This window comes from Pseudomonas sp. ICMP 460 (genome assembly GCF_002723595.1).
GTDB lineage: Bacteria > Pseudomonadota > Gammaproteobacteria > Pseudomonadales > Pseudomonadaceae > Aquipseudomonas > Aquipseudomonas kitaguniensis.
Map to the genome: position 1 here is coordinate 102,357 of NZ_LKBR01000004.1, position 18,788 is coordinate 121,144.

General features: G+C 60.7%; 20 protein-coding genes. 6 read left to right on the plus strand and 14 right to left on the minus strand.

The features are described from left to right. Positions 1-107: 107 nt before the first annotated feature. Positions 108-626, plus strand: a complete 519-nt coding sequence (locus tag AO240_RS04880; protein WP_058411433.1) for an acyloxyacyl hydrolase — start codon at positions 108-110, stop codon at positions 624-626. Between the two features lie 59 nt (positions 627-685). Here the strand turns inward: AO240_RS04880 and AO240_RS04885 are convergent, their stop codons facing one another. The 12 genes from AO240_RS04885 to AO240_RS04940 form a co-directional block, all read right to left on the minus strand. Further along, positions 686-991 (minus strand): YkgJ family cysteine cluster protein, encoded by a 306-nt coding sequence (locus AO240_RS04885; protein WP_058411432.1) that lies wholly within the window; start codon positions 989-991, stop codon positions 686-688. Positions 992-1,045: 54 nt separating this feature from the next. After that, a complete protein-coding gene (locus AO240_RS04890) occupies positions 1,046-1,537 on the minus strand; it encodes a DUF2878 domain-containing protein (RefSeq protein ID WP_099235385.1) in 492 nt (163 codons plus the stop codon). Next, entirely contained in the window at positions 1,530-2,801 is a 1,272-nt protein-coding gene (locus AO240_RS04895) for a cyclopropane-fatty-acyl-phospholipid synthase family protein (protein ID WP_099235386.1), read from the minus strand. The genes AO240_RS04890 and AO240_RS04895 overlap by 8 nt, the downstream gene beginning before the upstream one ends. Beyond that, on the minus strand, positions 2,788-3,597 hold the full coding sequence (locus tag AO240_RS04900; protein WP_099235387.1) for a DUF1365 domain-containing protein: 810 nt from the start codon (positions 3,595-3,597) through the stop codon (positions 2,788-2,790). Before AO240_RS04900 ends, AO240_RS04895 begins: the two co-directional genes overlap by 14 nt. Further along, the gene (locus AO240_RS04905; RefSeq protein WP_099235388.1) at positions 3,594-4,841 is read right to left on the minus strand and encodes an NAD(P)/FAD-dependent oxidoreductase; all 1,248 of its coding nucleotides are present in this window, start codon (positions 4,839-4,841) and stop codon (positions 3,594-3,596) included. Before AO240_RS04905 ends, AO240_RS04900 begins: the two co-directional genes overlap by 4 nt. Continuing rightward, positions 4,838-5,620, minus strand: a complete 783-nt coding sequence (locus AO240_RS04910) for an SDR family oxidoreductase (RefSeq protein ID WP_099235389.1) — start codon at positions 5,618-5,620, stop codon at positions 4,838-4,840. Before AO240_RS04910 ends, AO240_RS04905 begins: the two co-directional genes overlap by 4 nt. Beyond that, positions 5,617-6,042: a nuclear transport factor 2 family protein gene (locus AO240_RS04915; protein WP_058411426.1), complete on the minus strand. Its 426-nt coding sequence runs from the start codon at positions 6,040-6,042 to the stop codon at positions 5,617-5,619. The genes AO240_RS04910 and AO240_RS04915 overlap by 4 nt, the downstream gene beginning before the upstream one ends. Further along, entirely contained in the window at positions 6,035-7,480 is a 1,446-nt protein-coding gene (gene phrB, locus AO240_RS04920) for a deoxyribodipyrimidine photo-lyase (RefSeq protein ID WP_099235390.1), read from the minus strand. The genes AO240_RS04915 and phrB overlap by 8 nt, the downstream gene beginning before the upstream one ends. After that, the gene (locus AO240_RS04925) at positions 7,481-8,410 is read right to left on the minus strand and encodes a MerR family transcriptional regulator (RefSeq protein ID WP_099235449.1); all 930 of its coding nucleotides are present in this window, start codon (positions 8,408-8,410) and stop codon (positions 7,481-7,483) included. It lies immediately after the preceding gene. A gap of 15 nt (positions 8,411-8,425) precedes the next feature. Further along, on the minus strand, positions 8,426-9,385 hold the full coding sequence (locus tag AO240_RS04930; protein ID WP_099235391.1) for a DUF523 and DUF1722 domain-containing protein: 960 nt from the start codon (positions 9,383-9,385) through the stop codon (positions 8,426-8,428). A 113-nt stretch (positions 9,386-9,498) separates the two neighbouring features. After that, positions 9,499-9,714, minus strand: a complete 216-nt coding sequence (locus AO240_RS04935; RefSeq protein ID WP_099235392.1) for a TIGR02450 family Trp-rich protein — start codon at positions 9,712-9,714, stop codon at positions 9,499-9,501. After that, the gene (locus AO240_RS04940; RefSeq protein WP_099235393.1) at positions 9,714-10,697 is read right to left on the minus strand and encodes an NAD(P)/FAD-dependent oxidoreductase; all 984 of its coding nucleotides are present in this window, start codon (positions 10,695-10,697) and stop codon (positions 9,714-9,716) included. The genes AO240_RS04935 and AO240_RS04940 overlap by 1 nt, the downstream gene beginning before the upstream one ends. A gap of 237 nt (positions 10,698-10,934) precedes the next feature. Between AO240_RS04940 and AO240_RS04945 the strand changes: the two genes are divergently transcribed. Both AO240_RS04945 and hemH read left to right on the plus strand, forming a co-directional pair. Further along, positions 10,935-11,834 (plus strand): TIGR01777 family oxidoreductase, encoded by a 900-nt coding sequence (locus AO240_RS04945; protein ID WP_058411421.1) that lies wholly within the window; start codon positions 10,935-10,937, stop codon positions 11,832-11,834. Positions 11,835-11,848: 14 nt separating this feature from the next. Beyond that, complete coding sequence (hemH, locus tag AO240_RS04950; RefSeq protein WP_099235394.1) at positions 11,849-12,874, plus strand: ferrochelatase; 1,026 nt, start codon at positions 11,849-11,851, stop codon at positions 12,872-12,874. 9 nt (positions 12,875-12,883) lie between these two features. On the opposite strand, the gene AO240_RS04955 is transcribed toward hemH, so the two are convergent. Both AO240_RS04955 and algW read right to left on the minus strand, forming a co-directional pair. After that, entirely contained in the window at positions 12,884-14,980 is a 2,097-nt protein-coding gene (locus AO240_RS04955; protein WP_099235395.1) for a TonB-dependent siderophore receptor, read from the minus strand. Between the two features lie 113 nt (positions 14,981-15,093). Next, positions 15,094-16,248 (minus strand): Do family serine endopeptidase AlgW, encoded by a 1,155-nt coding sequence (gene algW / locus AO240_RS04960; RefSeq protein WP_058411418.1) that lies wholly within the window; start codon positions 16,246-16,248, stop codon positions 15,094-15,096. 102 nt (positions 16,249-16,350) lie between these two features. Between algW and AO240_RS04965 the strand changes: the two genes are divergently transcribed. The 3 genes from AO240_RS04965 to AO240_RS04980 all read left to right on the plus strand — a co-directional run bounded on the left by AO240_RS04965 (position 16,351) and on the right by AO240_RS04980 (position 18,742). After that, the gene (locus AO240_RS04965) at positions 16,351-17,109 is read left to right on the plus strand and encodes a Nif3-like dinuclear metal center hexameric protein (RefSeq protein ID WP_099235396.1); all 759 of its coding nucleotides are present in this window, start codon (positions 16,351-16,353) and stop codon (positions 17,107-17,109) included. Between the two features lie 269 nt (positions 17,110-17,378). Further along, positions 17,379-18,296 (plus strand): sulfate adenylyltransferase subunit CysD, encoded by a 918-nt coding sequence (gene cysD, locus AO240_RS04975; protein ID WP_099235398.1) that lies wholly within the window; start codon positions 17,379-17,381, stop codon positions 18,294-18,296. Positions 18,297-18,400: 104 nt separating this feature from the next. Continuing rightward, positions 18,401-18,742, plus strand: coding sequence for a four helix bundle protein (locus AO240_RS04980; RefSeq protein WP_099235399.1), 342 nt, complete (start codon positions 18,401-18,403; stop codon positions 18,740-18,742). Positions 18,743-18,788 lie beyond the last annotated feature (46 nt).

Here is an 18,788-nt window from a genome sequence, read left to right on the forward strand (position 1 = left end):
AACGTGAAATATCGTCGTTAGTGGCTGAACTTCTGGTTACGCGTTGGCTTCTATAGCGGGATTGCCTGTACAAAATCATACAACTTAGTACTCAAGGACTGTTTCATATGAAGCGCTTGTTCTGTTTGGCTGCGATTGCGGCCGCGGTAGTGGGGCACTCTATTTCGGCGCAGGCGGCGGGCCTGGAATTTGGAGTGGGGAGCACAAGCAGTTCGACCATGACCTATCGTCTGGGGCTGACGTCGGATTGGGATAAGAGCTGGATGCAAAGCAATGTGGGGCGTCTGACCGGCTACTGGAGCGGTGCGTATACCTACTGGGAAGGTGATGATCGTGCGGGCGCCAGCAGCCTGTCGTTCTCGCCGGTATTTGTGTATGAGTTTGCCGGCGAGTCGGTTAAGCCTTACATCGAAGCAGGTGTCGGCGTGGCGGTGTTCTCACGTACGCGCCTGGAAGACAACAACATCGGCCAGGCCTTCCAGTTTGAAGACCGCTTTGGCTTTGGGTTGCGCTTTACCGGTGGGCATGAAGTGGGTATTCGCGCCACGCATTACTCCAACGCAGGCATCAGCAGCAATAATGACGGCGTAGAGAGTTACGCGCTGCATTACACAATGCCGCTGTAATGCTTAATGTGGGAGGGCGCACCGCGCACTCCCACATTGGCCCGGCACTTATCTAACGCTCAGCGATACACCGTCGCAATCCCTTCACGCTCGGTCAAACATTCCGGCGCACCCATCTCGAATTCCCGGCAGATCAGCGGCCGGCGCTCATAAATCGAACACATCATGGTGTTTCGATCCAGCGCCGCACACCAGCCGTCATCCAGGCGCAGCATCACTTCACCGCCCCAATCGTCGGTATCGATATAGCGCTCCGGTACGCCGGTGTCGGTTATCAGCATCACTTCCAGCTGGCAGCAACAGGCCGCGCACGTCGAGCAAGTGACGGCGGGTTCGGTGATTTGGGTATGCGGGATGTTGGTCATAGGTGCGCAGTGTAAGGCAAGCGCGTGGCGCGCGTATGAATGCTCTGACGGGCGTTAACGCCCCAGCTGCCGCGCAACCCAATGCAGCATGGGGAACAGCAGCGCCCACAGCAGCGCCAGGCCGAGCAGGGTCGGCACGGTGGCGTAACCAAAGCTCACGCCGGCCAATTGGCTGCCGGCGTAATACGACAGTGGCCCGCCCAACGCACCCAACACACTGGCGCGCCACCAGGGTTGCGCGCTCCAGGCCAGGCAGTGGCGCAGTGTGGTCGCCAGCAACGCCCACAGCAGCATCAGCCAAACAGGAATCAGCGGCCCTGGAAGGCTGAAATGAAACACGTCCAAGGCGCGCAACACGGTGTCGACCGCGGTGCCCAGCACGGTCACGGCGAGGATGGCCCGCCCGTCCTTCGACCATGAACTTATCCACAGCAGATGGATGGCCAGCACGGCGACCCCAACGAGTAACCAGCGGCTGTCGCCACCCATCACGCACGCAAACCAGCCGCACTGGAACAGCGCGGCATTCGCCAAAGGTTTAAGCACTGAAACGTCCGAGCAAGGGCGGGTTGATCGCGGCAGGCTTGGCCAGCAGCAACTGCGCGGTACCAATCGTGCGTTCCATGAACCCACCTTCGCAGTAGCACAAGTAGAATTCCCACAAGCGCAGGAAGTACTCATCGTAGCCCAGCTCTGCGAGACGGCTGTGCGCGCGGCGAAAGTTCTCGTGCCACAGGCGCAGGGTGCGCGCGTAGTGCAGGCCGAAGTCCTCCATGTGCAGCAGGTTCATGTCGGTGTCGCGGCTGACGATCTGCAACATATTCTGCACACAGGGCAGGGCGCCACCGGGGAAAATATAGCGCTGGATAAAGTCGACGCTGTTCTTGGCCTGCTCAAAACGTTGCTCACGGATGGTGATGGCTTGCAGCAACATCAGGCCGTCGCTCTTGAGCAAATGCGCGCACTGCTTGAAGTAAGTCGGCAGAAAGCGGTGCCCCACGGCTTCGATCATCTCGATCGACACCAGCTTGTCGTACTGGCCGGTGAGGTCGCGGTAATCCTGCAGCAACAGGGTCACCTGGCCCTTCAGCCCCAAGGCCTCGATGCGTTTTTCGGTGTAGGCAAACTGCTCTTTGGACAGCGTCGTGGTGGTGACCTTGCAACCGTAATGCTGCGCCGCGTACAGCGCCATGCTGCCCCAACCGGTGCCGATTTCCAGCAAATGGTCAGTGGGTTTGAGCGAAAGCTTCTGGCAGATGCGCTCCAGTTTGTTCAGTTGCGCCTGTTCCAGGGTGTCGTCGGGGCTCAGGAACTGCGCCGCCGAATACATCATGGTCGGGTCGAGGAATTCTTCGAACAGGTCGTTGCCCAGGTCGTAATGGGCAGCGATATTTTTTTGCGAGCCCTTGCGCGTATTGCGGTTGAGCCAATGCAGGCCTTGGGTGAATGGCCGCGCCAGGCGTGCCAGGCCGCCCTCCATCGCGTCGAGCACCTCAAGGTTGCTGACCATCACGCGGACCACGGCGGTCAGGTCGGGGCTGGTCCAGTAACCGTGAATAAACGCCTCGCCCGCACCGATCGAGCCGTTGGCCGCCACCAGGCCCCAGACGGCCGAATCGAGGATCTGGATTTCCCCCAGCAAGTGCGCTTCGCGTGCGCCGAACACTTGGCGTTCGCCCTCCTCGATCACCACCAACTGGCCGTGGCGCAGTTGGCCGAGTTGGCGCAGCACGGCCTTGCGCAACAATGCGCTGGTCATGCCATTGACGTTCAGACGGCTGGTCTTGACCGATAAGCTAGGGGATTTCATGGCGGCGATCCTTGTTATACCCGACAGCAGTGCGAGAGGCGCCATCGGCGGCCTGATGAGAAAAAATCGGTGTGCGTTTGAGCAAAAGGCGCACGGCCTGCCAATAAATGGCGAGGCAGGTCTTGGCAGTCATCCACGGAAAACGCCACAGGTAGCGATGCAGGCTGGCGCGGTTCAGCGCTTCTTTGTGCAGGCTCAAGGTGGCGTCGAAGACTTTCAGCTCGCCTTGCCAATCGGCCATGTGCACGCCGAGCTTGGCGGCGGGCGGGCTGAAGCTCATGCGGTATTCGAGGTCGCGCGGCAAAAACGGCGACACATGGAAGGCCTTGGCCACGGCGAAATGTTGATGTTCATCCGCGCCGAGCGCCTGCGCCGGCAGCACGTAGTGATAACGCTCGCGCCATGGCGTGTTGGTCACTTCACAGAGGATCGCGGCCAGTTGCCCGTCGGCCTCGAAGCAATAAAAGAAACTCACTGGGTTAAACGCCAGGCCCCAACTGCGCGCCTGGGTCAGCAGGCAGATAGCGCCCTGCGGTGTACGGCCCAAGGCCTGGCCGACTTGCTGGCGCACGGCATCGGTCAAACTCATGCCGTGGCGCGTGAACTCACGCAGGTAGTCTTGCTGGCGAAAGCCGAACGGCGCCAAGCGACTTGCGCCCGCCAGCGGCGACAGCCCGAGTACTTGCTCTTGTTCACTTAAATCCAGGTACAGCAGGCCGATGCGGTAGCGAAAGGCATGCGCCTTGGGCGTAAACCGGCGATGGGCGATCCAGCCGCTGTACAGGGCGCTGTTCACAGGGTTTCCCCAAAGGCTGCGGCCACGCGCAATGCGCTGACCACGCCGTCTTCATGGAAACCGTTGGCCCAATAGGCGCCGCAATAATGCGTGTTCTGTGCACCGTTCAGCTCTTGCCAACGTGCTTGCGCGGCGACTGCCGCCAGGCTGTATTGCGGGTGGGCGTAGGTATAGCGGGCAAGAATTTTCAGCGGGTCGATCATCGGCGTCTGGTTCAGGCTGACGCAGAAGGTGGTGGCGCTGTCGATGCCTTGCAGGATGTTCATGTCGTAGGTCACGGCAGCCTGCGTCTGCGCGTCGCCGGTGAGGCGATAGTTCCAGCTGGCCCACGCCAGTTTGCGGTCTGGCAGCAGGCGCGTGTCGGTGTGCAGTACCACGTCGTTGTCGGCGTAAGGCAGCGCACCGAGGATTTCCTGTTCGGCCTGGCTTGGGTCAGACAACAACGCCAGCGCTTGATCGCTATGACAGGCGAACACCACGTGATCAAAGGTCTCGCTGCCGGCAGGGCTGTGGATAACCACGCCGTCACTCGTGCGCTCAACCTTATGCACAGGGCAATTGAGGCGGATGTGTGGGTGAAAACTGCGCGTCAGCGGTTCGATGTAGCTGCTCGACCCGCCTTCGATGACGCACCATTGCGGCCGGTTGTTGACCGACAGCAAACCGTGGTTCTTGAAAAAACGCACAAAGAACTGCAAGGGGAAACCGAGCATGTCCGCCAGCGACATCGACCAGATCGCCGCGCCCATCGGCACGATGTAATGCTTTATAAACCGTGGGCCATAACCCCCGGCTTCGAGGTAATCACCCAAGGTCATCTCGGCACTGATGCGCTGCTCTTGCAGGTCCAGCGGCGCTTGGCGATTGAAGCGCAAAATGTCGCGCAACATGCCCCAGAACCCGGGTGACAGAATATTGCGCCGCTGCGCAAACAGGCTATTGAGGTTGTTGCCGTTGTACTCGAAACCGGCGCTCTGGTCACACACCGAGAAGCTCATCTCGGTGGGTTTGAACGTCACGCCAATCTGCCCCAGCAGGCGGATGAAGTTGGGGTAGGTCCAGTCGTTGAACACGATAAACCCGGTGTCCACCGCGTAGCCTTTACCCTCGACGGTCACATTGACCGTATGGGTATGCCCGCCAATGCGCTCGCCCGCTTCGAACACGCTAATGTCGTGGCGACGGCTGAGCAGGTAAGCGCTGGTCAGCCCGGCGATGCCGCTGCCGATAATCGCGATCTTCACAGGTCGTCCTTCTGCGGCGGCGGGCTGCGCAGCATGCGTTTGCCGATGATCAGTTGCACACGGTTGGGCAGCTTCGACAGCGGCCACAAGGTCGCGATAAACATCGCCGGGAAGGCGATTTCCAGTGGGCGTTTTTCGAGTTTGGCGAAGATATGCCGCGCGGCTTTATCGGCAGACCAGCTCATCGGCATCGGGAAGTCATTGCGCTCGGTCAGCGGCGTGTCGACAAAGCCCGGGCTGATGACCGTGACGTCGATGTTCTCGGGCGACAGGCTGATGCGCAGCGCTTCGAACAAATAGCGCAGCCCGGCTTTGGAGGCGCCATACGCCTCGGCGCGCGGCATCGGCAGGTAGGTCACGGCGCTGGCTACGCCCACCAGGTGCGGGGTAAGGCCTTTGCGCAACAACGGCAGCGCGGCTTCGATGCAATAGCTGCTGGCGAGTAGATTGGTGCGTACCACGTGCTCGACAATTGATGAGTCAAACTGGCGCGCATCCACGTATTCACAGGTGCCGGCGTTGAGGATCACTGTGTCCAGCGAGCCCCAGACCTCTGCAATATGCTCACCGATTTCGCGCACGGTCTGGCTGTTGGTCAGGTCGCCTTCGACCACCAGCACTTGCCCCGGATAACGCTGAGCGAGCGCCTCCAGCGGGCCTTTGCTGCGCGAGCTGAGGGCCACGTGGGCACCGCTGTTGAGTAATTCCACGGCCAGCGAGGCGCCGATGCCACTGCTGGCGCCGGTCAGCCAATATCGGCGGGGCGGTGTGAGGCTCATCCCATTCTCCTTTTCAGCCAGCTGACTACGCGGCCGAGTACTGGCAAGTGTTCATAGAGCAGGGCGCCCGCATCGAAATAATCACGATGGCGGTACACCTTGTTGTCGCGCCACAGCAGGTGCGAACAACCTTCCACCCGTATCACCTTGCCATTGGCCAGGCGTGGGTGGCAGAAGCTCATTTTCCAACGCAAATAGCCTTCGCCTTCGGCCACCGGGTCAAAGCCGTGGAAGTCGAAACGTAGCTGGCTGACGTTGCTGTACAACTCGGTGAAGTAGCGATGCATCGCGGGCAGCCCGTGAACTTCATGCAGCGGGTCGGTGAACGCGATGTCTTTGCTGTAAAGGCTGTCGAGCAGGTGCAAGTTATGCTTGTCGAGCGTCGCAAACGCTTGGGCGAACCTGGGCAGGAAGTCACTCATGCGCACCTCCCGCCGCCGCGCGCGATGGCAGGCTGCGAAACGCTGCCAATGCACGCTCCCGGGACTTTTTCAGGTCGACAATCGAGCGCGGGTAATCCGCCACGCCGAACAGGCCACCGGCCGCCTCGGGGTTGTGCACTTCCTTTTTATTCAGCGCGGCCAGCTCCGGCAGCCAATGCTTGATGAACACGCCTTCGCCGTCGAATTTTTCCGACTGGCTCAACGGGCTGAAAATCCGGAAGTACGGCGCCGAATCGGTGCCGGTCGAAGAACTCCACTGCCAGCCGCCGTTGTTAGCCGCCAGGTCGCCGTCGATCAAGTGGCGCATGAAAAAGCGCTCGCCTTCGCGCCAGTCGATCAACAAGTTCTTGGTCAGAAACATGGCCACGACCATGCGCAGGCGGTTGTGCATCCAGCCGGTTTCGAGCAACTGGCGCATCGCCGCGTCAATGATCGGCAGGCCGGTGCGCGCTTCTTGCCAGGCCGCGAGGTCTTTGGGTGCGTTGCGCCAGGCCACCGCTTCGGTCTCGGGGCGGAATGCACGGTGGCGTGACACGCGTGGGTAGCCGACCAGAATGTGCTTGTAGAACTCGCGCCATAACAGCTCGTTGATCCAGGTGATGGCGCCGATGTCTCCACTTTCGAATTCACCCTGGTTGCTTTGCAAAGCGGCGTGCAAACACTGGCGCGGCGAAACCACGCCCGCTGCGAGGTAGGCAGAGAGCTGGCTGGTACCGGGTTTGGCCGGGAAGTCGCGCTCGTCTTTGTAGTAGCTGATCTGCTGGTCGGCGAAGGCCTCCAGACGGCGCCGCGCTTCGTCTTCACCGGCGGGCCAGAGCGCGCGCAGGCTGTCGCTGGGCGGCTCGAAGCCGGCAACGGCGTGCGGGATCGGGTCGCTTTTCAGCGCGATCGGCGCTTGTGCATTCGGCGTCGCTACCAGGCGCGGCAACGCGCTGTGCAGGCGTGTGTAGCAGACCTTGCGGAACTGGCTGAACACCTGAAAGTAGGTGCCGGTTTTGGTCAATACGCTGCCGGGCTGGAAGAACAATTGGTCCAGATAGCTGTGAAACGTCACGCCGCAGGCTTCCAGGGCCTGGGCCACGGCGGCATCGCGACAGCTTTCGTGGATGCCATATTCCTCGTTGACGTGCACCGACTCCACTGACAGTTCCCGGCACAGTGTGCTTAGCACATCAGGTGCCTGGTCCCACGTCGCGGCGGTGCGCACCAGCAAGGGAATGTTCAGCTTGCCAAGCGCCTGGCTCAAGTGCTGCAGGTTGCGCAGCCAAAAGTCGACTTTGCACGGCGCATCATCGTGCGCCAGCCACTGTTCGGGGGTGATCAGGTACACGGCCGCCAGCGGGCCGCGCTGGCTCGCGGCGGCCAGGGCGGTGTTGTCGTGTAGGCGCAGGTCGGTGCGCAGCCAGATCAAGTGCATTTAAACAATTCCACGCTGGAGCAATATCTGGTGGGCCGCCAAGGGGTCTTCGGCCACATACAATTCAGGGGTGTCGCGGGTTAATACGGCTAACTCGGCCTGGTGGATGCATACCGTTGGTCCGGCTATCAACGTTGGGCAACTGACACCATTGAGAAGTTTTGGGATAGCCGAAAAATGTAACGCTTTGCTCGAATACAGCAGCACCGCACGCGGTTGCAGGTGTTCGACCGCCAGCGCCAGTTCGCCAGCCGGCAGCGGCCAATCGAAGACTTCCACCGGGCAGTCGGCGCTACTCGCCAGCCAGGCGCTCAGCCACAAGTGCGGTTCCAGCGGCACGTCGGAGTGGTTGACCAGCAGCAACGGCGGGCCTTGCAGCTGGCGGTTGTTGTGGTAAATACGTGCGCCAAACTTGCTGCGCAGCCAGGACAGGAAAAACACCCGCTCCATCTGTGCGCCGAACTGGCCTTGCCAGCGTTGTTCCAGTTCCGTGAGCAGCGGCAGCATCAATTGCTCGCACAAGGTGCGTGGCGGGTACAGCGCCATGGCTTGGTTGAAGGCATCGTCGACGCGGCGCTCGGCCAACTCGCTGATCGCACTCACCAGGGTCTGGCGCAGGGCGTGCCATTCATTTTCGACGGTATCGCTGCTGTTTTGCGCGGAGTCGAGCAAGCCTTTTACCTGGCTGACCGGCACGCCGCGATTGAGCCAGGTCAGAATGGTGTGAATGCGTTGCACGTGATCGTCGCTGAACAGGCGGTGGCCTTTGGCCGTGCGCTGCGGCACGATCAGCCCGTAGCGGCGCTCCCACGCGCGCAAGGTCACCGCGTTGACGCCGGTTTGGCGCGCCACTTCGCGAATCGGCAACCAGCCGTCTTCGAGGGCTTGGGCAATGTCTTCGCCGGGTTCGTCTTGCAGGGTAGCTTCAATGGCGCTTTTCATGGATTAGATCGCATTACGCAGGCTGAGATTTTCCGGGTGCGGTTGCAGGTACGCCTGTTGCGCGATGTAGCGGTCCGGGTGTTGGCGAAAGTGGTGCTTGAGCAGCGTCAATGGCACCACCAGCGGCACGATGCCGTGGCGGTATTGGCCGATGACGGTTTGCATTTCCTGTTTGTCATCAGCGCTGATGGCCTGCTTGAGGTAGCCGCTGATGTGTTGCAGCACATTGGAATGGGTGCCACGCGTGGCGCATTTTTTCAGTCCGGTCATCAGGTCGCTGAAGTAGCAGGCGGCGAGTTCATCCAGGTCAGTGCCCTTGTGCATGCTGCCGAGCAAGTGGCCCAGGCTTTTGTAATGCGCCGGGCTGTGGGCCATCAACAAATACTTGTAGCGCGAATGAAACCCCAGCAGGCGATGACGGCTGAGGCCTTCGCTGAGCAGCTGTTGCCAACTGGCGTAGACGAACACACGGGTAAGGAAATTTTCGCGCAGCACCGGGTCATTCAGCCGGCCGTCTTCTTCCACCGGCAGGTTGGGGTGGCGTGCGCAAAATGCCTGGGCGTAGATACCTCGCCCGCCACCGTCGACGGGCGTGCCGTTATCACGGTAGACCTTGACCCGTTCGAGGCCGCACGACGGCGACTTCTGCATAAAGATATAGCCGCACAAGTCGATGTGTTCGGCCGCCATCTGCTGGCCGTAGTCGTCCAGCGGCTGCGTCACATTCAGTTCGCGGCGCACACTGCCGACTGCTTGTGGGTTGGCCGGGTCGCCCACCAGGCGAATCGGCTCGCGCGGGATACCCAAGCCGATGGCGACTTCGGGGCACAGCGGCACAAAGTCGAAATAGTCGGCGAGGGTTTGGCTGCACAGCAGCGATTGTTTATGTCCGCCGTTGAAGCGCACGTTCTCGCCCAGCAGGCAGGCGCTGATGGCGATCTTCGGTTTTGCGGTGTCGGACATGATCGAACCTCTGCGAGATACCTGTACAAACTGCAAGTTCTGTACAACTTAACCTCATCATAGGTTTGATGCTGTACAAGTCAAATATTTTGTACAAGTAATTGCAGAGGGGGTTATTTCCAGCCGATTCGCCAGTCGTCGTCGTTTTGCAGGGTTTGCCACGCCAAGCGTTCAGCGCGCCGGGTCATGATGGCCTGCAGCTCGATTTCAAGCACGGTGCCTTCTTCGTCCCGAAACAATTCGGTTACCAAAAAATGTTTTTCTTTGTTGATAGGGCGCGCTGCCGTCCACTTCGACAGCAGCAATTTGGCTGGGTTGATCTGATTCATTACAGGTTCTCGATCAAGCGGCGAGCGGCTTCCTGGCCGCTCAGCCAAGCGCCTTCGACGCGGCCCGAGAGGCACCAATCGCCGCACACGTAAAGGCCCAGGTCGGCGTCGGCCAACACGCCGAACTCATGTGCGCCGGACGGCCGTGCGTAGAGCCAGCGATGCGCCAGGCTGAAGGACGGCGCCGGCATGGCGCTGTGCAACAGTTCGGCGAAGGCGCCGTGCAGGTGCTCGATCACCGCTTCTTTAGGCAGGTCGAGATGCGCCTTGCTCCATGCACTCGTGGCGTGCAACACCCACGTGTCCAGGGCTGCATCGCGCCCGGGTTTGCTGCGGTTGCGCGCCAGCCAGTCGAGCGGGCTGTCTTGCACAAAGCAGCCTTCCATCGGCGTGTCCAAAGGCTGGTCGAAAGCCAGGGCGATGGCCCACGTGGGGTCCATTTTTACCCCGGCGGCGGCGCTCGCAAGCTTGGGCGCGGCGGCCAGCAGCGCGGTGGCTTGCGGCGCCGGGGTGGCAATGATGACGTGGCTGAATGGGCCGTGGTTGCCGCCGTCGGCGTCCAGCAAGTTCCAGTGCTGTTTGCCCTGGAACACATCGGTGATGCGGCAACCGAACGTCACCGGCAAGTCATCGAGCAGCGCGCGGGTGATTGCGCTCATGCGCGGCGTGCCGACCCAGCGTATCTGTTCATCGGGGGAGGGCGTGAGTTGCCCGGACTTGAAGTTATACAGCTGCGGCTTCCACTGTTCGGCCCAGCCGTGGCTTTGCCAGCGTTGCACTTCGTTGACGAAGCGCCGGTCGCGGGCGGTGAAGTACTGCGCGCCCATGTCGAGCGCGCCGGCGTCACTGCGCTTGCTGGACATGCGGCCGCCGCTGCCGCGGCTTTTATCGAAGAGTTGCACCGCGTGGCCCGCGTCTTGTAACGCTCGGGCGGCGGAGAGACCGGCGATGCCGGTGCCGATGATCGCGATGGGAACAGTCATGGGAGGCCTCGTTTTACCGTTGGGTACAGACTACGCCGACACCAATAGCTGTACAATATTGTTTTTTAGTATAAGTTTTGGCGTACCTGTTCTTACGGCGTGACATATGGTTAAAGCGCAGGCTTGAACCTGCTGCAGGCACCTGTTGCTTAAACCAAGGCCACGCCCGATTACGCATCATCCCTGCCTATAAAATAGACCAGTGACGGGCGGCGAACGTTACATGAGGAGCGTCCCATGCATATTTTGCTGACCGGCGGTACAGGCCTGATCGGCCGCCAACTCTGCCAGCATTGGCTTGCCCAAGGGCATCGCTTGACCGTTTGGAGCCGTGAACCAGACACCGTCGCCCGTTGGTGCGGTGCGCAGGTGCAGGGTGTCGGCCGCTTGCAAGACGTGAGCGGTAATGTGGACGCGGTGATCAACCTGGCTGGCGCGCCGATTGCCGACCGCCCGTGGACCAAAAAGCGCAAGGCGCTGTTGTGGCGCAGCCGCATCGGCCACACCGAAACCCTGCTGGCCTGGGTGGAGGGCCTGGCGCAAAAACCGGCGGTGCTGATTTCCGGCTCTGCGGTGGGTTGGTACGGCGACGGCGGCGAGCGCGAGTTGACCGAGGACAGTGGCCCGGTACAGGACGATTTCCCCAGCCAGTTGTGTATTGCCTGGGAAGAAACCGCGCTGCGCGCCGAAGCATTGGGCGTGCGGGTGGTGCTGGTGCGCACGGGCCTGGTGCTGTCGGCCAAGGGCGGCTTTTTGTCGCGGCTGTTGCTGCCGTTCAAGCTGGGGTTGGGCGGGCCGATTGGCAACGGTCGGCAGTGGATGCCCTGGGTGCATATCGACGATCAAATCGCCCTGATTGATTTTCTTCTGCACAACGCCGATGCCCGCGGTCCTTATAATGCCTGCGCGCCACACCCGGTGCGTAACCGCGAGTTCGCCAAAACCCTCGGCCACGTGCTGCACCGTCCCGCGTTCATGCCAATGCCGGCGTTTGCGTTAAAGGTGGGGTTGGGCGAATTGTCCGGCTTGTTGTTGGGCGGGCAGAAGGCAATTCCCGAACGGCTGCAGGCCGCCGGTTTCACTTTTCAGTTCACTGAGTTGCACGCGGCCCTGGAAGACTTATCCAGCCGCCTCTGAAGATAGGATGTTGCATGACTGATCACGCGTTGTTACTGGTCAACCTGGGCTCACCGGCGTCCACTTCGGTGGCCGATGTGCGCAGCTACCTTAATCAGTTCCTGATGGACCCCTACGTGATCGACCTGCCTTGGCCGGTGCGCCGCTTGCTGGTGTCGCTGATTTGCATCAAGCGTCCCGAGCAGTCGGCGCACGCCTACGCGTCGATCTGGTGGGACGAGGGCTCGCCTCTGGTGGTGCTCAGCCGCCGCCTGCAACAGCAGATGACCGCACAATGGACACACGGCCCGGTCGAGCTGGCGATGCGCTATGGCGAGCCATCGCTTGAAACCACCCTCACGCGGCTCGCCGCTCAAGGCATTCAAAAGGTCACCCTGGCGCCGCTGTACCCGCAGTTTGCCGACAGCACCGTGACCACGGTGATTGAAGAAGCCAGGCGTGTGGTGCGTGACAAGAAACTCAATGTGCAGTTCTCGATCCTGCAACCGTTCTACGATCAGCCGGAATACCTCGACGCGTTGGTCACGAGTGCCAAGCCGTACGTAGAAGAGGATTTTGATCACCTGCTGCTGAGTTTTCACGGCCTGCCCGAGCGCCACTTGAAGAAGCTCGACCCGACCGGCCAATACTGTTTCAAGGACGCCGACTGCTGCAAGAACGCCTCGCCCGAGGTACTTGCCACGTGCTATCGCGCGCAGTGCTTCAGCGTCGCCCGGGACTTTGCCGCGCGCATGGGCCTGACGGAGGGTAAATGGTCGGTTGCCTTCCAATCGCGTTTGGGCCGCGCCAAGTGGATCGAACCCTACACCGAAGCCAGCCTTGAAGCGCTGGCCCGGCAAGGCGTGAAAAAGCTGCTGGTGATGTGCCCGGCGTTTGTTGCCGACTGCATCGAGACGCTGGAAGAAATCGGCGATCGCGGGCTGGAACAGTTCCGCGAAGCGGGGGGCGAGGAGCTGGTATTGGTGCCGTGCCTCAACGATGCGCCGCAATGGGCTGCGGCGCTTAACACCCTGTGCGAGCGCGCGCCGCAGCAACTGTAGGCGCGAGCGTTAGAGGTTGAGGGTCAAACTGACGGTGAAATTGCGCGGCTCGCCGGGGTTGACCCAGTAATTGCTGTAGGAGCGCTCGTAGTACTTTTCATCGAACAGGTTGTTGAGGTTCAGGCCCACGGTGACGTTTTCCGTGGCCTTGTAATGCGCGAGTAAATCCACGGTGTGGTAGGCCGGCAGTTCGAAGCTGCCGCCTGCTTCGCCGGAGCGATCACCCACATAGGTGAACGCTGCGCCGAGGTCCGAGCCACGTAACGCCCCCTCCTGGAACTCATACACGCCCAACAGGCTGCCGCTGCGCTTGGCCACGCCGAGAATCCGGCTGCCGGCGGGAATCGCCTTGTCGCCTTTGGTCACTTCGGCGTCGATGTAGGCAAACGCGCCGATCACGCGTACAGCATCCGTCAGTTGCCCGCTCAGTTGCAGGTCAACCCCCTGGCTGCGCGCTTTGCCCATGGCGCGGTTGGTGTCGGTGGCCGGGTCCAGCGCCAGCACATTTTCCTTTTCGATATGGAAGGCGGCGAGGGTAGCACTGAGGCGGTCGTCGAACAGCTCGGTCTTGATACCCACTTCATAACCCACGCCTTCTTCGGGCTTGAACGATTTGCCGGCGGCGTCCAGCCCGCTGTTCGGTTTGAATGAGGTGGACGCGTTGGCGAACACGCCAACCTGCGGCGTGAGCTGGTAGAGCAAACCGGCGCGTTGGGTCAACGCATCGTGGGTTTGCCGGCTCTTGGCGTTGTTACGGGTGAAGTCATCGGTGCTTTGCTCGAAATGCTCGAACCGCGCGCCGAGCATGCCGCGCAGGCGGTCGGTGAAGACGATCTGGTCTTGCAGGTTCAGCGCCTGGCTTTTCACCTGCTCGAAGAAATCGGTGCCGGAGCGCGCGCCGTTGGGTTTGGGCTGGCCGTAAACCGGGTTGTAAATGTCGATGGCGTAGGGGTTGCCGCCAATCGTGGTGACGCGCTCCTGCTTGCGGTAGTCCTCGTATTCGGTGCCGATCAGCAGTTCATGCTGCCAGCTGCCAATGTCAAACAGACCGCGCAATTCCAGTTGGGTAATGCTGTCGTGCCAGCCCGTTGCGCGTTCGCGGTAGCGGCGGTTGACGGTGTGGCCGTCGGCATTCAGCGCGCGGTTTTCCGAGGCGTCGCCCCACAGGCTGCCCTGTTTATAGTGGCTGGCGAGGCGCAGTTTCCAGGCGTCGTTAAGGTGATGTTCGAGGGCGGCTTGCAGGCGGTTGTTGTGGTTGCGGATGTCGCCATCGTTGGGTTCGCCGAGGAAGGTTGCGCGCGATACACCGCTGGCGTCGACGATGCCACGGTCGAACGTCGAGCGGTGGCGCACGAATTCGCTTTCCACCAGCAGGCTGGTATCCGGGTTCAATTGCCAACTGAAAGACGGCGCGACGAACACGCGCTTGGCGCCCACGTGGTCGCGAAAGCTGTGGTTGTCTTCCACCGCCAGGTTTACCCGCGACAGCACTTGGCCCTCGGCGTCCAGCGGCGTGTTCACATCCAGCGCCGTGCGGTAGCGGTCCCAACTGCCGGCGCTGGTTTGCACGGTGGTAAAGGCTTCCGGCTGAGGTTTCTTGGTGACGATATTCACCGTGCCGCCCGGATCGCCGCGCCCGTACAAACTGGCCGCGGGGCCTTTGAGCACTTCAATGCGCTCGATATTGGCCGCGTCCGGTGTGCTTGGGTAGCCCCGGTTGGCGCTGAAACCGTCCTGATAGAACTCTGAGGTGGTGAAGCCGCGCACGCTGTATTCGTAGAGCGTCAGGCCGCCGAAGTTGTTTTGCTTGGACACGCCGCCGGCAAACTCCAGGGCGCGCTCCACACTGGTACTGCCGAGGTCTTTGAGTACCGTGGCGGGAATCACGCTGATCGATTGCGGGATGTCGCGCAGTGCCGTGTCGGTCTTGGTCGCGCTGGCGGAGCGGGTCGCGCGGTAGCCTTTGACCGGGCTGGTGGCGGACTCATAGGCGTCGCTGGTGACGCTGATGGTGTCGAGTTCTACGGTGTTTTCTTCTGCAAAGGCAGGGTCCAGCAGTAAACCCAAGGCCAGGCCAGCCAAGGGTGCGATTCTTCGAGACGGCATGATAGAGCGTTCCAATGTCTATATTGAAACAATATAACATGACTAATGAGAATGGCTGCGCTTTGAAATATAAGCTTACAGGTGCCCGCGAACGGGCACCCCAGTGAGCGGGCTTATTCTTCTTCTTTCACCGGTGCAGGCGGTGGGCGCAGGCCGATTTCGGCCATCAGCTTGATCTCTTTGCCGTTGCGCATCACCTGGATCGCGACCTTATCGGTCGGTTTGATCCGCGCCACCTGGTTCATCGACTTGCGGCCATCGCCCGCCGGTTCGCCGTTGATGCTCAGAATCACGTCACCCAGTTGCAGGCCGGCTTTCTGCGCCGGGCCGTCGCGGAAGATCCCGGCCACTACGATGCCGGGGCGTCCGGTCAGGCCAAACGACTCGGCCAACTCTTTGGTCAGCGGCTGCACCTCAATGCCCAGCCAGCCACGAATCACCTGGCCATGCTCGATGATCGATTTCATCACTTCCATCGCCAGCTTCACCGGGATCGCAAAGCCGATGCCTTGGGAACCGCCGGATTTGGAGAAAATCGCCGTGTTGATCCCGGTCAGGTTGCCATTCGCATCCACCAGCGCGCCGCCGGAGTTGCCCGGGTTGATCGCCGCATCGGTCTGGATAAAGTCTTCGTAGCTGTTAAGCCCCAGCTGATTACGCCCGGTGGCGCTGATAATGCCCATGGTCACGGTTTGGCCGACGCCGAACGGGTTACCGATCGCCAGCGCCACATCGCCCACGCGCAGCCCCTCGGAGCGGCCGATGGTGATCGACGGCAGGCTTTTTAAATCGATTTTGAGTACCGCAAGGTCGGTTTCCGGGTCGCTGCCGACCACGCGGGCCAGGGTTTCACGGCCGTCGCGCAGGGCCACCACAATCTGGTCGGCGCCTGTGGTCACGTGGTTGTTGGTGAGGATGTAACCTTCCGGGCTCATGATCACACCAGAACCGAGGCTCGACTCCATGCGCCGCTGCTTTGGCCCGTTGTCGCCAAAATAGCGGCGAAACTGTGGGTCTTCAAACAACGGGTGCGCCGGTTTGTTGATGACCTTGGTGGTGTACAGGTTGACCACGGCAGGGGCGGCGATCACCACCGCGTCGGCATAGGTCACCGGGCCTTGCACCACCGAGCTGGTTTGCGGTGCCTGTTGCAGGTTCACATCCAGGCTTGGCAAGCCCACCCACTGGGGATAACGCTGAATAATCAGCGTCGCGATCAGCACGCCAGCCAACAATGGCCATCCAAAAAAACGCAGTGCCTTGAGCATCAAGTAAGTCCTGACAGGTTGCAGGGGGCGGGAGAGCGCCCATAATGTCGCGCATTATACGAGGCTGCGTGCGCCTCGGAACGGGATATTTAGGAGTCTTTTATGGCCGTTGCTTTGACCACCCTCGTCGAGGAAGCGGACCGCTACCTCGGCAGCGCAAAAATTGCCGATTATTGCCCCAATGGCCTGCAGGTTGAAGGGCGTCCGCAAGTGATGCGTATCGTCAGCGGGGTGACCGCAAGCCAAGCCCTGCTGGACGCCGCCGTCGAGGCCCAGGCCGACCTGGTGCTGGTGCACCATGGTTATTTCTGGAAGGGCGAAAACCCGTGCATCACCGGCATGAAACAGCGCCGCCTGAAAACCCTGCTCAAGCACGACATCAGCCTGTTGGCTTACCACTTGCCGCTGGACCTGCACGCGGACGTGGGCAATAACGTGCAGTTGGCGCGCCAGTTGGACATTACCGTAGAAGGCCCGCTGGACCCCGGCAACCCGAAAATCGTCGGTTTGGTCGGCTCCCTCGCCGAGCCTCTGTCACCCCGCGATTTTGCGCGCCGGGTGCAAGACGTAATGGGCCGCGAGCCGCTGTTGATCGAAGGCAGCGAAATGATCCGCCGCGTCGGCTGGTGCACGGGCGGCGGGCAGGGCTACATCGACCAGGCGATTGCGGCGGGTGTCGACCTGTACCTGAGCGGTGAAGCGTCGGAGCAAACCTTCCACAGTGCGCGCGAAAACGACATCAGCTTTATCGCAGCAGGGCATCACGCCACCGAGCGTTATGGCGTGCAGGCGCTGGGCGATTACCTGGCACGGCGTTTCGCCCTGGAACATCTGTTCATCGACTGCCCGAACCCGATCTGATCCGCAACGCCGGGCAAAATGTGGGAGGGGGCTTGCTCCCGATTGCAGTGTGTCATTCAGCGTATTCGTTGACTGAACCACCGCCATCGGGAGCAAGCCCCCTCCCACAATGGCCGCCGTTCATAGATCGCAAGGGCCAAACTGCGGGGCATATTCATATACCGTTTCGATCTAGCTGGCTCCCTGAATAGAAGAAGGTGCTGTGCTAGCATGCCCCGCTCGAACACGGCCCGCTGGCCGTCCATAAGATCGTTTTTCCGTGAGTAACCATGGTCGACAAACTGACGCATCTGAAACAGCTGGAGGCGGAAAGCATCCACATCATCCGCGAGGTCGCCGCCGAGTTCGATAACCCGGTGATGCTCTACTCGATCGGTAAAGACTCCGCCGTGATGCTGCACCTGGCGCGCAAGGCCTTTTTTCCGGGCAAACTGCCGTTCCCGGTGATGCACGTCGACACCCGCTGGAAATTCCAGGAAATGTACAGGTTCCGCGACAAAATGGTCGAAGACCTCGGCCTGGACCTGATCACCCACATCAACCCGGACGGCGTGGCGCAGAACATCAACCCGTTCACCCACGGCAGCGCCAAGCACACCGACATCATGAAGACCGAAGGCCTCAAGCAGGCGTTGGACAGGCATGGTTTTGACGCAGCGTTTGGTGGTGCGCGTCGCGATGAAGAGAAATCCCGCGCCAAAGAGCGCGTGTACTCGTTCCGCGACAGCAAACACCGCTGGGACCCGAAAAACCAGCGCCCGGAGCTGTGGAACGTCTACAACGGCAACGTCAACAAGGGTGAGTCGATCCGCGTGTTCCCGCTGTCCAACTGGACCGAGCTGGACATCTGGCAGTACATCTACCTGGAAGGCATCCCGATCGTGCCGCTGTACTTTGCCGCCGAACGCGACGTGATCGAGAAGAACGGCACGTTGATCATGATCGACGACGACCGCATCCTCGAACACTTGTCCGACGAAGACAAAGCCCGCATCGTCAAAAAGAAAGTACGTTTCCGTACCCTTGGCTGCTACCCGTTGACGGGCGCGGTGGAGTCCGAAGCCGAGACGCTGACGGACATCATTCAGGAAATGCTCCTGACGCGAACTTCCGAGCGCCAGGGCCGTGTCATCGACCACGATGGCGCAGGCTCGATGGAAGATAAAAAACGTCAAGGCTATTTCTAAGCTTCGAGTTACAAGCGGCAAGCTGCAAGTTAACGGCGTTACGCGTAATTTCGCAGTTTGGTGCTTGCAGCCGGTTGTTGCGAGCCGCGATTGGGTGACTCGTAATGGACTTCGAGAGACTGGTTGTTTGGCAGAGAAGCAGGCGTTTGGCGGTGGGGGTTTATCGAGAGCTTGCTGACTGCAGGGACTTTGGTTTCAAGGACCAGATTACCCGCTCTGCACTTTCGCTGCCCTCCAATATTGCTGAAGGCATGGAGCGTCGCAGTGTCAAAGAGAAGGCGCATTTTCTCTGGATCGCGAAGGGTTCTTGTGGGGAGTTACGTACACAGATTCTCATCGGCAGCGACATTGCTTACATCGCCCAACCGCTGGCTGATAACTGGATTGCAGAAACTCGCGAGCTCTCAAAAATGCTCTGCGGCCTGATCAACAAAATTTCTGACTAGCTGTACGCCGACAAGCTTGCCGCTTGAAGCTTACAGCTTGGAGCTT

Excerpts from the sequence above, each read along its gene's own strand:
- cysD (WP_099235398.1), top strand. The coding sequence starts at position 17,379 with ATGGTCGACAAACTGACGCATCTGAAACAGCTGGAGGCGGAAAGCATC.
- AO240_RS04885 (WP_058411432.1), bottom strand. The coding sequence starts at position 991 with ATGACCAACATCCCGCATACCCAAATCACCGAACCCGCCGTCACTTGC.
- AO240_RS04980 (WP_099235399.1), top strand. The coding sequence starts at position 18,401 with ATGGACTTCGAGAGACTGGTTGTTTGGCAGAGAAGCAGGCGTTTGGCG.
- AO240_RS04945 (WP_058411421.1), top strand. The coding sequence starts at position 10,935 with ATGCATATTTTGCTGACCGGCGGTACAGGCCTGATCGGCCGCCAACTC.
- AO240_RS04930 (WP_099235391.1), bottom strand. The coding sequence starts at position 9,385 with ATGTCCGACACCGCAAAACCGAAGATCGCCATCAGCGCCTGCCTGCTG.
- AO240_RS04910 (WP_099235389.1), bottom strand. The coding sequence starts at position 5,620 with ATGAGCCTCACACCGCCCCGCCGATATTGGCTGACCGGCGCCAGCAGT.
- AO240_RS04955 (WP_099235395.1), bottom strand. The coding sequence starts at position 14,980 with ATGCCGTCTCGAAGAATCGCACCCTTGGCTGGCCTGGCCTTGGGTTTA.
- AO240_RS04880 (WP_058411433.1), top strand. The coding sequence starts at position 108 with ATGAAGCGCTTGTTCTGTTTGGCTGCGATTGCGGCCGCGGTAGTGGGG.
- AO240_RS04915 (WP_058411426.1), bottom strand. The coding sequence starts at position 6,042 with ATGAGTGACTTCCTGCCCAGGTTCGCCCAAGCGTTTGCGACGCTCGAC.
- AO240_RS04895 (WP_099235386.1), bottom strand. The coding sequence starts at position 2,801 with ATGAAATCCCCTAGCTTATCGGTCAAGACCAGCCGTCTGAACGTCAAT.
- phrB (WP_099235390.1), bottom strand. The coding sequence starts at position 7,480 with ATGCACTTGATCTGGCTGCGCACCGACCTGCGCCTACACGACAACACC.
- AO240_RS04940 (WP_099235393.1), bottom strand. The coding sequence starts at position 10,697 with ATGACTGTTCCCATCGCGATCATCGGCACCGGCATCGCCGGTCTCTCC.
- AO240_RS04935 (WP_099235392.1), bottom strand. The coding sequence starts at position 9,714 with ATGAATCAGATCAACCCAGCCAAATTGCTGCTGTCGAAGTGGACGGCA.
- algW (WP_058411418.1), bottom strand. The coding sequence starts at position 16,248 with ATGCTCAAGGCACTGCGTTTTTTTGGATGGCCATTGTTGGCTGGCGTG.
- hemH (WP_099235394.1), top strand. The coding sequence starts at position 11,849 with ATGACTGATCACGCGTTGTTACTGGTCAACCTGGGCTCACCGGCGTCC.
- AO240_RS04965 (WP_099235396.1), top strand. The coding sequence starts at position 16,351 with ATGGCCGTTGCTTTGACCACCCTCGTCGAGGAAGCGGACCGCTACCTC.